The sequence below is a fragment of the Nocardioides sp. CCNWLW239 genome (assembly GCF_037137035.1).
Classification (GTDB): domain Bacteria; phylum Actinomycetota; class Actinomycetes; order Propionibacteriales; family Nocardioidaceae; genus Nocardioides.
Map to the genome: position 1 here is coordinate 507,358 of NZ_JBBBNW010000002.1, position 13,290 is coordinate 520,647.

Annotated in this window: 9 protein-coding genes; 1 reads left to right on the forward strand and 8 read right to left on the reverse strand. The window is 67.4% G+C overall.

The window, feature by feature from the left end; translation table 11 throughout:
* Positions 1-15 precede the first annotated feature (15 nt).
* From WBG06_RS08375 to WBG06_RS08390, 4 genes are all read right to left on the reverse strand, one after another.
* Positions 16-501: a pyridoxamine 5'-phosphate oxidase family protein gene (locus WBG06_RS08375; RefSeq protein ID WP_336736133.1), complete on the reverse strand. Its 486-nt coding sequence runs from the start codon at positions 499-501 to the stop codon at positions 16-18.
* Between the two features lie 23 nt (positions 502-524).
* On the reverse strand, positions 525-1,595 hold the full coding sequence (locus WBG06_RS08380) for a glycerophosphodiester phosphodiesterase family protein (RefSeq protein ID WP_336736134.1): 1,071 nt from the start codon (positions 1,593-1,595) through the stop codon (positions 525-527).
* A 30-nt stretch (positions 1,596-1,625) separates the two neighbouring features.
* Positions 1,626-2,084, reverse strand: a complete 459-nt coding sequence (locus tag WBG06_RS08385) for a DUF4232 domain-containing protein (protein WP_336736135.1) — start codon at positions 2,082-2,084, stop codon at positions 1,626-1,628.
* 304 nt (positions 2,085-2,388) lie between these two features.
* Positions 2,389-2,787, reverse strand: a complete 399-nt coding sequence (locus tag WBG06_RS08390) for a winged helix-turn-helix transcriptional regulator (RefSeq protein WP_336736136.1) — start codon at positions 2,785-2,787, stop codon at positions 2,389-2,391.
* Between the two features lie 109 nt (positions 2,788-2,896).
* Here WBG06_RS08390 and WBG06_RS08395 point away from each other — a divergent pair, with 109 nt between their 5' ends.
* Positions 2,897-3,778, forward strand: coding sequence for an alcohol dehydrogenase catalytic domain-containing protein (locus tag WBG06_RS08395; protein WP_336736137.1), 882 nt, complete (start codon positions 2,897-2,899; stop codon positions 3,776-3,778).
* A gap of 64 nt (positions 3,779-3,842) precedes the next feature.
* Here the strand turns inward: WBG06_RS08395 and WBG06_RS08400 are convergent, their stop codons facing one another.
* The 4 genes from WBG06_RS08400 to WBG06_RS08415 all read right to left on the reverse strand — a co-directional run bounded on the left by WBG06_RS08400 (position 3,843) and on the right by WBG06_RS08415 (position 13,194).
* On the reverse strand, positions 3,843-7,718 hold the full coding sequence (locus WBG06_RS08400) for a DNA-directed RNA polymerase subunit beta' (protein WP_336736138.1): 3,876 nt from the start codon (positions 7,716-7,718) through the stop codon (positions 3,843-3,845).
* 87 nt (positions 7,719-7,805) lie between these two features.
* On the reverse strand, positions 7,806-11,276 hold the full coding sequence (rpoB, locus tag WBG06_RS08405) for a DNA-directed RNA polymerase subunit beta (RefSeq protein WP_336736139.1): 3,471 nt from the start codon (positions 11,274-11,276) through the stop codon (positions 7,806-7,808).
* A 362-nt stretch (positions 11,277-11,638) separates the two neighbouring features.
* Positions 11,639-12,565, reverse strand: coding sequence for a DnaJ domain-containing protein (locus WBG06_RS08410; protein WP_336736140.1), 927 nt, complete (start codon positions 12,563-12,565; stop codon positions 11,639-11,641).
* Positions 12,562-13,194, reverse strand: a complete 633-nt coding sequence (locus WBG06_RS08415; RefSeq protein ID WP_336736141.1) for a hypothetical protein — start codon at positions 13,192-13,194, stop codon at positions 12,562-12,564. The genes WBG06_RS08410 and WBG06_RS08415 overlap by 4 nt, the downstream gene beginning before the upstream one ends.
* Positions 13,195-13,290: the final 96 nt, after the last annotated feature.

Here is a 13,290-nt window from a genome sequence, read left to right on the forward strand (position 1 = left end):
CGACCGGACCAGACCTCAGAGCTCCGGGTCGGCCTCGACCCTGGTGTCCCGAGCGCTCTCGTCATCGGGATCGACACCGGGAAGGTGCGCCTCCCAGAGCTCGACGTCCATCACGTAGAGCCGCAACGACGCCTCGCCGCGCAGCTCCTCGGGCCGGAACGCCCGAGCGGTCCCGATCAACCGCTGGAACGCCACCGCGCAGCGCTTCTCGAGCTCGAAGTCGGGCACCTGACGCGCCATCCCGGTGACGTACGCAGCGCTCGCCCCCGACCCGGGCGGCACCGAGGAGTCGAAGATGACCCCGGCGACGCGCGGATCGCGGACGATGTTGCGGGAGTGCTGGGCGTCAGGCGCCGAGACCCAGTAGAGGTCTCGGTAGCCGTCGTGGGAGAAATAGACCGGCGACGTACGCGGCCGGCCGTCGGGATCGGTGGTCGCCAGCACCAGGTAGGCGACGTCGTCGACGATCCCACGGACGTGCCTGTCCAGATCAGCTGCCATACCCCAGAGGGTAGGCGACTGACTCAGCCGTGACCTGGATATCTGCGCGGCAGCTTGAATCCGCGCTCGGCCAGCACGTCGCGCAGCACGTCCGGGCGGTCGGTGATCAGGCCGTCGACGCCGAGCCCGATCAGGTGCTCCATGGTGGCGACGTCGTCCACGGTCCACGGCACGACCGCCATCCCGCGCGCGTGTGCCGCGTCGACCAGCTCCTGAGTCGTGAACGGCACATAACCCGGGTCTGACACCGAGCCGCCCTGCGGATCCCCGTGGACCGGCGAGACCGCGTCCGCACCGAACGAGTCCGCGGCCGCGACGTACCGCTCCTGCAAGGATCCCTCGAAGTCGTCGATGTCGATCCCGCCCAGCCACGGCGAGGCTCCGGGCTGCCCCTGCTGGAGGAACTGCTGCCCGTTGGTGAGCGCGACGATCGGCAGCCGGGGCTCGACCTCGCGCACTCGCTTCAGCGCGCCCCAGTCGAAGCTCTGGATCGTGACCTGGTTGCGGATGTGCGCCCGTCGGATCTCGGCCAGGACGACGCGGACGAACTGCTCACGCGGCGCGGTCTGCTCCGGAGCTCCGGCCTCGACCTTCGTCTCGACGTTCAGCGTGACCTGACCGGCGTGGTAGCTGTTGACCAGCGCGAACACCTCGGAGAGGAGCGGCATCCGCTCCCCCGGCGACAGCTTCTGCCCGGGGAACTGCGGCTGCCGCAGCGAACCGCAGTCGATCGTGCGGACCTGGGCGAGGGTCAGATCTTTGATGTAGGTCCGGTTCGGCACGTACGGGAACTCCGGGTCACCGGGGAACGCCGGCGCGGTGTCGACGCACTTGGCTGGGTTCGGGTCGCGGTCGTGGGTCACGACCGCGTAGCCGTCCTCGGTGATCTGCACATCGAGCTCGAGGGTGCTCACGCCCAGCTCGAGCGCCCGGGCGAACGCCGGCAGGGTGTTCTCCACCGTCAGCGCGATGCCGCCGCGATGCGCCTGGAGATCAAAGGTGCGCGGGTCGTTCTCGGCGTACGCCGGAGTGTCCACGACGCTCGCCAGGAGCGCCGTGGACACGAGGAGGAGGCCAGCTCGCACACGTCTCATGCCCACCAGGATCCCGCCCGCGGATGGCCGCTAGTGGAACGCGCGATGAGACAGGAGCGACACGTTCTTGTCGGCACACCCGGTCGTCTCGTGGCGGACGAACTGGGAGTCGTAGGAGTCCGGCACGTAGACCCGGAACCCGTCGACCTTCGTCGGCTTGCAGGTCGAGGCCGGATAGTTCGCGGCGGTCGACTCGGCGACCGCGCTCACGGCCACCTGGCCCGGCTTCATGATGACCGTGCGCCAGGCGCCCTCACGCTTCGCGGGCGCACCGATCTGAGTGCCGTCGCCACCGCCGACGTACGAGAGACCGCCGAAGCCACCCACGGAGCAGGCGTGATCGGAGACGTTGGTCAGGGTGATCTCACCGAACCGCGATCCCGCGCCCGCATCGGTGGCGCGGTAGCCGGCCTTCAGATCGGTGTTGGCACACGTCGGCGTCACCGGATCGGCCGGTGCGGCGTCAGCGTTCCGAGACTCAGTCCTCACCGGCGAACCCCCCGTGGCCGCCGGTGAGGACTGAGTCGGGGACGATGGTGCACTGCTTCCCGAGGTGGGATCCGCGGTCCCGGAGACAGATGGTGACGCGTCGACCGCCCCGTCCTTCGTCGACCCGCAACCTCCCACCGCGAGCACGCCGAGGATCCAGACGCCGACCACCATCAGCCGTAGGTGCCGCATCTTTGCTCCTCGAGTAGCAGATGCCAGCCAGATATCCCAGCCAGTTGACTCATCGTCCTACCCCTGAGACGCGCGGACCCCAGGGTTCGTTGCGTCCGATCTCGAGAAAATCTCAGTCCCTGCCGTCGTACGACGTGCGCGCCTCGTCCACCTCGGCCATGTGCTCCTCGGCCCACTCCTTGAGGTGGGCGAGGACGGGTAGCAGCGTCTGCCCGAGCGGAGTCAGCTCGTAGTCGGTCCGCACCGGCACCGACGGCGTCACGGTGCGCGTCAGCAGGCCGTCGCGCTCCATCTTCCGCAACGACTGGGTCAGCATCTTCTGGCTGACTCCCTCGATCTGCGAGGCCAGCTCCGAATACCGCAACGGCCCGCGCAGCCCGAGCGCCACGATCGCCAGGCTCACCCACTTGTCGCCGATCGTGTCCAGCAGTCGCCGGCTGGGACACATGGCCGTGAACGCGTCGAATCCGTTGCGCCCGTCGTGGGACCGCTCGGCCGTCATCGTGCCCATGGCAAACCTCCAGGTGCCTACACCACTTCAAAGTGCCTTCTTCCCAGAAGAGAGTAGGGCACCGAAAGTAGTGCATGCAACCAGTCGACCACACCGAAGGACGAACACCATGTACGCACTCACCTCCCGCGCCGGCGACCCGACCCCGCACCTCGAGGAGCTCCCGGCCCAGCCGCTGGGCACCGACGAGATCCGGGTCGAGGTCGCGGCCGCCGGCTTCACCCACTTCGACGCCTTCGTCGCCGCCGACCACGCCCCCATCGGCCTTCCCGATGTGATCGGCCTCGGCTTCGACTTCAGCGGCGTCGTCAGCGAGATCGGCGAGGCGGTCTCCGGGTTCGCCGTCGGGGACCGGGTCGCCGGGTTCCACGGCAACCCCGCCGCCGGCGCCCGTGCCCACGCGACCGAGGTCGTGCTCGCGGCCGCCGACGCGGCGGCACTGCCCGACGGGCTCTCCCTCGAGGCCGCCGCCGCAGCCCCGCTCAACGCGCTCACCGCCCGGCAGGCGCTCGACCTGCTCGGTCCTGAGCGCGGCAGCCTGCTCATCACCGGAGCCGCCGGCGGCGTCGGGCTGTGGGCACTGGCGCTCGCGAAGGCCGACGGCTGGACCGTCGATGCTCTCGTACGCCCCGGCACCGAGCGCCTCGCCACCGGCGCCGACCAGGCCGTCACCGAGATCGCGCCGCGGGCGCACGATGCCGTCCTCGACCTGGCGGCGCTCAACGATCCCGCCCTGGCAGGCGTACGTGACGGCGGCCGCTACATCAGCGTCAAGCCGGGCCGAGCGCCGGAGCCCGAGCGCGGCATCGAGGTCTCGACCGTGATGAGCCATGCCGACGGGCCGGTCCTGGCCGGCCTCCTCGAGCTGGCCGCCGACGGCACCGTGCCGACCCGGATCGCCGCGACCCGTCCGCTGAGCAAGGCCGCCGAGGCCTACCAGGAGGCCGTCGCGGCAGCAGGCTCGGACGGCCGCTGGCTGCTCGTGCCCTGAGGGCGTACGAAATGGCGAAGGCCCCGCCTCCCGAGGGAGGCGGGGCCTTCGTCTGACTACTGCATCACGACTGGTACGAACCGAAGTCGAAGTCGTCCAGCGCGACGGCCTGGCCGCCGGTGTTGCCGAACTCGTAGTCGTAGTTGTCGTAACCGGTCACGGAGTACGCCGCGGCGCGAGCCTCGTCGGTCGGCTCGACCTTGATGTTCCGGTAGCGCTCCAGGCCGGTGCCGGCCGGGATGAGCTTACCGATGATGACGTTCTCCTTCAGACCGCGCAGCGAGTCGGAGCGGCCGTTGATGGCAGCGTCGGTGAGGACGCGGGTGGTCTCCTGGAAGGAGGCCGCCGACAGCCAGGACTCGGTGGCCAGCGAGGCCTTGGTGATGCCCATCAGCTCCGGACGACCCGAGGCCGGCTTGCCGCCCTCGGAGACCACGCGCCGGTTCTCCGACTCGAAGTCGATGCGGTCGGCCAGGTCGGACGGCAGCAGGTTGGTGTCGCCCGACTCGAGCACCGTGATCCGGCGCAGCATCTGCCGCACGATGATCTCGATGTGCTTGTCGTGGATGGACACACCCTGCGACCGGTACACGGCCTGGACCTCGTCGACGAGGTGCTGCTGCGTCTTGCGGACACCGAGGATACGGAGGACCTCCTTGGGGTCCGGCGTACCGATGGTCAGCGGCGCGCCGACCTCGATGTGGTCGCCGTCGGCAACCCGCAGGCGCGAGCGGCGCGAGACCACGTACTCCTTGACGTCGGAGCCGTCGTCCGGGGTGACCAGGACCTTGCGGGCCTTGTCGGTCTCCTCGATCTCGACGCGACCGGCGACCTCGGAGATCGGCGTGACACCCTTCGGCGTACGTGCCTCGAAGAGCTCGACGACACGCGGCAGACCCTGCGTGATGTCGTCGGCCGACGCCACACCACCGGTGTGGAAGGTACGCATCGTCAGCTGGGTGCCGGGCTCACCGATGGACTGGGCGGCGATGATGCCGACCGCCTCACCGATGTCGACGAGCTTGCCGGTGGCCAGCGAGCGGCCGTAGCACTTGGCACACGTTCCGGTGCGGGCCTCACACGTGAGGACCGAACGGACCTTGACCTCGGTGATGCCGGCGCGAACCAGCTCCTCGATCTTGACGTCGCCCAGGTCCTCACCGGCGACCGCGAGAACCTCGCCGGTCTCCGGGTGCTCGATGTCGACGGCGGCCGTGCGAGCGTACGCAGCGGTCTCGGCGTTGTCGTCCTTGACGACGACGCCACCCTGGTCGACACCGATGACCTTGGGCAGACCACGCTCGGTGCCGCAGTCGTCCTCACGGATGATGACGTCCTGCGAGACGTCCACCAGACGACGGGTCAGGTAACCCGAGTCGGCGGTACGCAGCGCGGTGTCGGCCAGACCCTTACGAGCACCGTGGGTGGAGATGAAGTACTCCAGGACGGAGAGACCCTCGCGGAAGTTCGACTTGATCGGCCGCGGGATGATCTCGCCCTTCGGGTTGGCCACCAGGCCTCGCATGGCGCCGACCTGACGGATCTGGTTGAAGTTACCCGAAGCACCCGAGGTGACCTGCATGAAGATCGGGTTCTTGCGATCGAACGCCTGCTCCATGGCGGCACCGACGACCTTGGCGGCCTCGGTCCAGATCTCGACGAGCTCCTGACGGCGCTCCTCGTCGGTGACCAGACCACGCTCGAACTGCTTCTGCACCTTGGCAGCCTGCGTCTCGAACGTCTCCAGGATCTCGGCCTTGTTCGGCGGCGTGGTGACGTCGTCGATGGAGACCGTGACACCCGAACGGGTGGCCCAGTGGAAGCCGTTGTCCTTGAGCGCGTCCAGCGACGCCGCGACCTCGACCTTGGTGTAACGCTCGGCCAGGTCGTTGATGATCGCGCCGAGCTGCTTCTTACCGACCTCGTAGTTCACGAAGGGGTAGTCGGCGGGGAGGGTGTCGTTGAAGATCACCCGGCCCAGCGTGGTCTCGAGGACGAGCGGGTCGCCCGCGGTCCAACCCTCCGGCACGTCGTAGCCGATCGGCGGGACGATGTCGTCGAGGCGGATCTTGATCTTCGACTGCAGCGTGATCTCGAGGTGGTCGAAGGCCATGATGGCCTCGGCCGGGGACGAGAAGGCACGACCCTCGCCGACCTCACCCTCACGGTCGGAGGTGATGAAGTAGAGACCGATGATCATGTCCTGGGTCGGCATGGTGACCGGACGACCGTCGGACGGCTTGAGGATGTTGTTGGTCGAGAGCATCAGGATGCGAGCCTCGGCCTGGGCCTCCGCCGACAGCGGCAGGTGGACAGCCATCTGGTCACCGTCGAAGTCCGCGTTGAACGCGGTGCAGACGAGCGGGTGCAGCTGGATGGCCTTACCCTCGATCAGCTGGGGCTCGAAGGCCTGGATGCCGAGTCGGTGCAGGGTGGGCGCACGGTTCAGCAGAACCGGGTGCTCGGTGATGACCTCTTCGAGGACGTCCCACACGACCGGGCGGGCGCGCTCGACCATCCGCTTGGCGGACTTGATGTTCTGAGCGTGGCTCAGGTCCACCAGGCGCTTCATCACGAACGGCTTGAACAGCTCCAGCGCCATCTGCTTCGGCAGACCGCACTGGTGCAGCTTCAGCTGCGGACCCGACACGATGACCGAACGGCCGGAGTAGTCGACGCGCTTACCGAGCAGGTTCTGACGGAAACGACCCTGCTTGCCCTTGAGCATGTCGGAGAGCGACTTCAGCGGGCGGTTGCCCGGCCCGGTGACCGGACGGCCACGACGGCCGTTGTCGAACAGCGAGTCGACGGCCTCCTGCAGCATCCGCTTCTCATTGTTCACGATGATCTCGGGGGCACCGAGGTCGAGGAGACGCTTGAGGCGGTTGTTGCGGTTGATCACACGACGGTAGAGGTCGTTGAGGTCGGAGGTCGCGAAGCGGCCACCGTCGAGCTGCACCATCGGGCGCAGGTCCGGCGGGATGACCGGGACGGCGTCGAGCACCATGCCGGTCGGCTGGTTGCCGGTCTTGCGGAAGGCGTCGACGACCTTGAGGCGCTTGAGCGCGCGGACCTTGCGCTGACCCTTGCCGGTGGCGATGGTCTCGCGCAGGTTCTCGACCTCGGCGTCGATGTCGAAGTTCTCGAGGCGCTTCTGGATCGCCGTGGCGCCCATGTGGCCCTCGAAGTACTTGCCGAACCAGGTCTTCATCTCGCGGTAGAGCAGCTCGTCGCCCATGAGGTCCTGGACCTTCAGGTTCTTGAAGGTGTCCCAGACCTCGTCGAGACGGTTGACCTCACGCTCGGTGCGGTCGCGCAGCTGCTTCATCTCGCGCTCGGCGCCGTCCTTGACCTTGCGCTTGGCGTCGGCCTTGGCACCCTCCGCCTCGAGCGCGGCCAGGTCGGTCTCGAGCTTCTTGGCGCGGTCGTTGATCGCCACGTCGAGCCGGCCGGTCAGCATCTTGCGCTGCTGGTCGACCTTGGCCTCGAGCGAGGACAGGTCGCGGTGACGCGCGTCCTCGTCGACCGAGGTGATCATGTACGCGGCGAAGTAGATGACCTTCTCCAGGTCCTTCGGGGCGAGGTCGAGCAGGTAGCCCAGCCGCGACGGAACGCCCTTGAAGTACCAGATGTGGGTCACCGGAGCGGCGAGCTCGATGTGGCCCATGCGCTCGCGGCGTACCTTGGAGCGGGTGACCTCGACGCCACAGCGCTCACAGATGATGCCCTTGAAGCGCACGCGCTTGTACTTGCCGCAGTAGCACTCCCAGTCCCGGGTGGGACCGAAGATCTTCTCGCAGAAGAGGCCGTCACGCTCGGGCTTGAGCGTGCGGTAGTTGATGGTCTCAGGCTTCTTGACCTCGCCGTGGCTCCACGCGCGGATCTCGTCCGCGGTGGCCAGGCCGATCTTGAGCTGATCGAAGAAGTTGACGTCGAGCACGGTGGCTTCCAGTTCCTTCGTTAGTTCTTGGAAAGTTCAAAGGGGACTGAGGGAGGGAGGTGCGCCCGGAGGCGCACCTCCCGCTCGTCAGACTTCCTCTACGGAAGAGGGCTCGCGGCGGGACAGGTCGATGCCGAGCTCCTCGGCGGCGCGGAAGACGTCTTCCTCCGCGTCACGGAGCTCGATCGCCGAACCGTCCTGGCTCAGCACCTCGACGTTCAGGCACAGCGACTGCATCTCCTTGACGAGAACCTTGAACGACTCCGGGATGCCCGAGTCGGGGATGTTCTCGCCCTTGACGATCGCCTCGTACACCTTCACGCGGCCGGGCACGTCGTCCGACTTGATGGTCAGGAGCTCCTGCAGGGCGTAGGCGGCGCCGTACGCCTCCATCGCCCAGACCTCCATCTCACCGAAGCGCTGGCCACCGAACTGGGCCTTACCGCCGAGCGGCTGCTGGGTGATCATCGAGTACGGACCGGTCGAACGCGCGTGGATCTTGTCGTCGACCAGGTGGTGCAGCTTCAGGATGTACATGTAGCCCACGGCCACCGGCTCCGGGAACGGCTCGCCGGAGCGACCGTCGAAGAGGCGGGCCTTGCCGTCGGTGCCGACCACACGCTGACCGTCCCGGTTCGGGAGGGTCGCGCTGAGCAGGCCGGTGATCTCGTCCTCACGCGCACCGTCGAAGACCGGGGTGGCCACCTTGGTGCCCGGCTCGGCCTTGTCGGCGTGGATCTTGATCAGGCGCTGCTTCCAGGCGCTGTCGTCGGGGTCGTCGGAGAGGTTGAGGTCCCAACCCTGCTTGGCGAGCCAGCCGAGGTGGAGCTCCAGGACCTGTCCGATGTTCATACGACGCGGGACACCGAGCGGGTTGAGCAGAACGTCGACCGGGGTGCCGTCCTCCATGAACGGCATGTCCTCGACCGGCAGGATCTTCGCGATGACGCCCTTGTTGCCGTGACGGCCGGCGAGCTTGTCACCCACGGAGATCTTGCGCTTCTGCGCCACGTAGACGCGGACCAGCTGGTTCACGCCCGGGGGCAGCTCGTCGCCCTCTTCACGGTCGAAGACGCGGACACCGATGACGGTGCCCTCCTCGCCGTGCGGAACCTTCATCGAGGTGTCGCGGACCTCGCGCGCCTTCTCACCGAAGATCGCGCGGAGCAGGCGCTCCTCCGGGGTCAGCTCGGTCTCGCCCTTCGGCGTGACCTTGCCGACCAGGATGTCACCGGTGGTGACCTCGGCGCCGATGCGGATGATGCCGCGCTCGTCGAGGTCGGCCAGCATCTCCTCGGAGACGTTCGGGATGTCCCGGGTGATCTCCTCCGGGCCCAGCTTGGTGTCGCGGGCGTCGACCTCGTGCTCCTCGATGTGGATCGAGGTGAGGTAGTCCTGCTGCACCAGACGCTGGGACAGGATGATCGCGTCCTCGTAGTTGTGGCCCTGCCACGACTGGAAGGCGACCAGGAGGTTGGCGCCGAGCGCCATCTCGGCACCCTGGGTCGCCGGACCGTCGGCCAGCGGGGAGCCGACCTCGACCCGGGCGCCCTCGTCGACCAGCGGCTGCTGGTTGACGCAGTTGCCCTGGTTGGAGCGCTCGAACTTCGCGAGCTTGTAGGAGGTGTAGGTGCCGTCGTCGTTGAGGGTCTCGATCAGGTCGGAGGAGACCTCCTTGACCACACCGGCCTTCTTTGCGACGAGCACGTCACCGGCGTCGACAGCCGCGCGGTATTCGATGCCCGTGCCGACCAGCGGCGAGTCGCTGCGGACCAGCGGCACCGCCTGACGCTGCATGTTGGCGCCCATGAGCGCACGGTTGGCGTCGTCGTGCTCGAGGAACGGGATCAGCGCGGTCGCGACCGAGACCATCTGGCGCGGCGAGACGTCGATGTAGTCGACCTCGTCGGCCAGAAGCTCGGAGACCTCACCGTCGCGCTGGCGGACCAGCACGCGCTCGGTGGCGAACTTCATGTTCTCGTCGACGGCCGCGTTGGCCTGCGCGATGACGTAGCGGTCCTCGTCGTCGGCGGTCAGGTAGTCGATCTTGTCGGTGACGACACCGTTCTCGACCTTGCGGTAGGGCGTCTCGACGAAACCGAACGGGTTGATCCGGCCGAAGGAGGCCAGCGAACCGATCAGACCGATGTTGGGACCTTCAGGGGTCTCGATCGGGCACATCCGGCCGTAGTGCGACGGGTGGACGTCTCGGACCTCCATGCCGGCGCGGTCACGGGAGAGACCACCCGGGCCCAGAGCCGACAGACGCCGCTTGTGCGTCAGGCCCGCGAGCGGGTTGTTCTGGTCCATGAACTGCGACAGCTGCGAGGTGCCGAAGAACTCCTTCAGCGCAGCGACCACGGGACGGATGTTGATCAGGGACTGCGGCGTGATCGCCTCGACGTCCTGGGTCGTCATCCGCTCGCGCACGACGCGCTCCATACGGGCAAGACCCGTACGCAGCTGGTTCTGGATCAGCTCGCCGACGGTCCGCATCCGGCGGTTGCCGAAGTGGTCGATGTCGTCGGCAGCGATGTCGATCGTGCCCTGCGGCGTCTCGAGCTGCGTGCGCCCGTCGTGCAGCGCCACGACGTACTTGATCGTCGCGACGATGTCGTCGACCGTCAGGGTCTGCTGGTCGAAGGCCTCGGTCAGACCGAGCTTCTTGTTGACCTTGTAGCGACCGACCTTGGCGGTGTCGTAACGCTTCGGGTTGAAGTAGTAGTTGTTCAGCAGCGTCTGCGCGGCCTCACGCGTCGGGGGCTCGCCCGGGCGCAGCTTGCGGTAGATGTCGAGCAGCGCGTCGTCCTGAGCGGTGGTGCTGTCCTTCTCCAGGGTCAGCATCATCGACTCGTACTCGCCGAACTCCTCGCGGATCTGCTCGTTGGTCCAGCCGAGGGCCTTGAGCAGCACCGTGACGTTCTGCTTGCGCTTGCGGTCGAGACGGACGCCGACCAGGTCGCGCTTGTCGATCTCGAACTCGAGCCAGGCGCCGCGGCTGGGGATCAGCTTGGCGGTGTAGATGTCCTTGTCGGACGTCTTGTCGGCGGTGCGCTCGAAGTAGACGCCCGGGGACCGGACGAGCTGCGAGACGACAACACGCTCGGTGCCGTTGATCACGAAGGTGCCCTGCTCGGTCATGAGCGGGAAGTCGCCCATGAAGACCGTCTGGCCCTTGATCTCACCGGTGTCGTTGTTGGTGAACTCCGCCGAGACATAGAGAGGCGCGGAGTAGGTGAAGTCCTTCTCCTTGCACTCCTCGACGGTGTACTTGGGGTCGTAGAAGACAGGACTCTCGAACGAGAGGGACATCGTCTCCGAGAAGTCCTCGATCGGGGAGATCTCCTCGAAGATCTCCTGCAGACCGGACTTGTGAGACACGTCCTCACCCGCTGCTTCGCGGGCGGCAACCTGCTCCTGCCAGCGCTCGTTGCCGATCAGCCAGTCGAAGCTGTCGGTCTGGAGGGCGAGGAGCTTGGGAAGCTCGAGAGGCTCTGAGATCTTAGCGAAAGAGATGCGGCGAGGGGTGGAGTCACCCGACGAGGTGCGCGCGGCCAAGAGGAATCCTTCGACAAGGTTCGCAGGTGGATTCGCAGCACGCCGACCACCGAACAGCCACCGGGCAGGCTGAGGGGCATATGAAGGCATGCGCAAAGCGCCATCGTACGGCATAAAAGCGCACTTCACAACACCGGGCCCAGTTACAAGTCCGGCGTACCTTCATTCACACCTGCGGCACTCGAGCGTCGGCGTTCGTGAAGCAGTGCCTTGTCGAGCATCGCGGATGATCATGCGCCCCTTCGGCGCTCCGGGTCAAGCATCCGCGCCAATCGGTCCGTCCCCCGGAAAAGATATTCCAGTCACTTGACAGGTAGGGCAAAGGCCCGGGGGCCGGGTCCTGGCTCCGCTGTGGTCCCGCGTCAGTCCTGGCTGGGCCGCGTCTCGACCTTGTCCACCAGCCACTCGTCGCCGACCTTCGCCATCGTGAGCATCGCGTACTCCTGGTAGCCGATCGGGGTCGTCCGCTGCGCGTTGGTGACCTGACGGTCGACCAGCACCAGGATCTGCACGGTGTCCTCGGAGACCCGGATGACGCCGGCATCGACCGGCGGGAGCGTCTTCACCACCGTCTTCGTCTCCGGGACGTTGTCGACGAGCACGGCGAACAGACGGTCGTAGTCCTCGCGGTAGTCCTTCGTCATCACGTCGTGAGCCTTGCTCTTCGACTCGTCCATCGTGCTGTAGTCGTAGGAGAGCAGCGGGACCACGGCCTTCTTGGCCGCCTCCAGCGCTTCCGCGCCCTGCTCCTCGACGAGAAGCTTGTGGTTACGGGTGATCTGCTTGCCGACCGCCCCCTCGACCGTGCTGGTCGTGACGTTGTTGTTGGAGACGGTCTCCACCTTGTCCTGCCCGAAGAAGACCACACCGGCAGCAACCACGGCGGCCAGCGCGAGCGCGCCTGCAGCGGCCAGCCCCCAGGTCGGGAGCACCGGAAGCGTACGGCCCTTCGGTTCCTCCGTCTCGGCAGCCGGATCCTCGTCGGCGTCCGGCGCGTCCTCGGCGGCCTCGTCCTCGACGGCAGCGGTCGCCCCGGCGGCCTCACGGTCGCCGCCCTCGTCCGCTTCGGCCTCGTCCTCGGTCGCAGGCTCCTCGAGCGCGGCGAGCTCCGCGTCGTACGCAGCCCGCTTGTCAGCGTCCAGGAGGACTGCAGCGGCCTCGTTGAGCGTGCGGAACCGGCGGTCGGTCGGGTCCAGATCGGCGATCGCGGACTTCCACGCCGCCCGGATGTCGTCGGTGGAGGCATCGGGCTCGACGTCGAGCAGGTCGTACCAAGTCGGCGACGTCATGGGGTCACTCCTTCGCTGGGCTCGGAGGTAGGAGCCTCCTCGGCGGGGTACCAGTCGTCGACCAGCCACTCCCCGTTATGCTTCACGAGCTCCACCTCCGTCCTGGCGAGCTGGCGCGCCGCCTCGACGCGCTCCTCGGAGCCCTCGGCCTTCGGGTAGCTGATCGTCAGCTCGGCCACGACCAGCACCGTCGCACTGTCCTCGTCGAGGCCCGCGACCGCCGTGCTGTGGACATCGCTGGAGCGGCCGACACCCTGCTGGACCACGGTGGCCTCGGCGAAGGCGACGTTGCCCAAGAAGCTCTTCTCGAACTTCGGGGTCAGCAGCTCACCGACCTCCTTGCGGTAGTCCGGCATCGTCTTCTTGTCGCTGCCGACGTCCTCGGGGCCATAGGTGTTGACCCGTCCGACGAACTTGTCGGCTGCCGCCATCACCTGCTCACGCTGGCTCACGACGGACTCGTCGGCACCGCGGGTCAGCTGCCACCCGACGTAGCCGACGGCAGCAACGATGACGGCGACCAGCAGCGCGAGGACGCCCCAGCGGAGCAGGCTCGCCCGCTGGTCGCTGCCCCCGTCGGAGGCTGCGCCGGTCTCCGCGGCGGGGCCGGGATCGGTCGTGGTGCTCAAAGGATCACTTTCCTGCAGACGTTGTGGTCACTGGCTCGGCGAGAAGCCGATTCCAAGCATCAACACCGTACGCCGCCGGCGGATCGGTCGATGCGG